Source organism: Mesorhizobium sp. M7A.F.Ca.CA.001.10.2.1, from assembly GCF_003998575.1.
Taxonomy (GTDB): Bacteria; Pseudomonadota; Alphaproteobacteria; order Rhizobiales; family Rhizobiaceae; genus Mesorhizobium.
Genome location: NZ_RZQY01001197.1, coordinates 1 through 762 on the forward strand (window position 1 = coordinate 1; position 762 = coordinate 762).

The 762-nt window shown below is 60.2% G+C and carries 1 protein-coding gene; it reads left to right on the top strand.

Features of this window, described 5'->3' with window-relative positions:
* Positions 1 to 18 precede the first annotated feature (18 nt).
* Positions 19 to 762 (top strand): ribonuclease III (rnc, locus tag EN964_RS36115; protein WP_127277565.1); only part of this gene is annotated, 744 nt, incomplete at its 3' end.

Sequence of the window (762 nt, forward strand, 5' to 3'; positions counted from 1 at the left end):
GTTCCACTTCGTCAATTGATGGCTTTGAAGCGTCCGACAGGCGAAACTCTGGCCGGTTTGGTAAAAGCCAAGACCGGCCACGTCTTCAAGGATATCCGCTTGCTCGAGACCGCCTTGACGCATTCCAGTGCGGTCAAGGCCGCCACCAACAACCAGCGTCTTGAATTTCTTGGCGACCGCGTGCTCGGGCTTGTCGTCGCCGATATGCTTTTCGAAAAATTTCCCGATGCGCCGGAAGGTGAAATCGCGCCGCGTTTCAATGCGCTGGTCGATGCGCGGACATGCTCCGAGATCGGCATCGAAATGCAGCTGGAAGATCTGGTCCGCGCCGATTCTGCCTTGAAGATGCGGTCGCGTGGCTCGGGCGGAAACTATCTGGCGGATGCGGTCGAAGCCCTGATCGCGGCGGTTTACGTTGACGGTGGCATCGAGGCCGCGCGGCGGTTTGTCCTGCGCTACTGGGAACCGCGCTCGCATACGGTGATCACAAAGCCGCTCAATCCGAAATCCGATCTGCAGGAATGGATTGCCAAGACCAGCGATATCAGACCCGAATACGTGATCGAAAAGCGCGAAGGCCCGGACCACCAGCCCGTCTTCACCGTGTCCTTGCAGGTCCGCGGTTTTGCGCCGATAAGCGGCACTGGCGGCTCCCGCAGGGTTGCCGAAGAAGCGGCGGCTTCGGCATTTCTTGTGCGCGAAGGCGTCTGGGCCACCACATCGGCCCAAAAATCGGAGGGCGCGCGACCCTCCAGTGAAGGG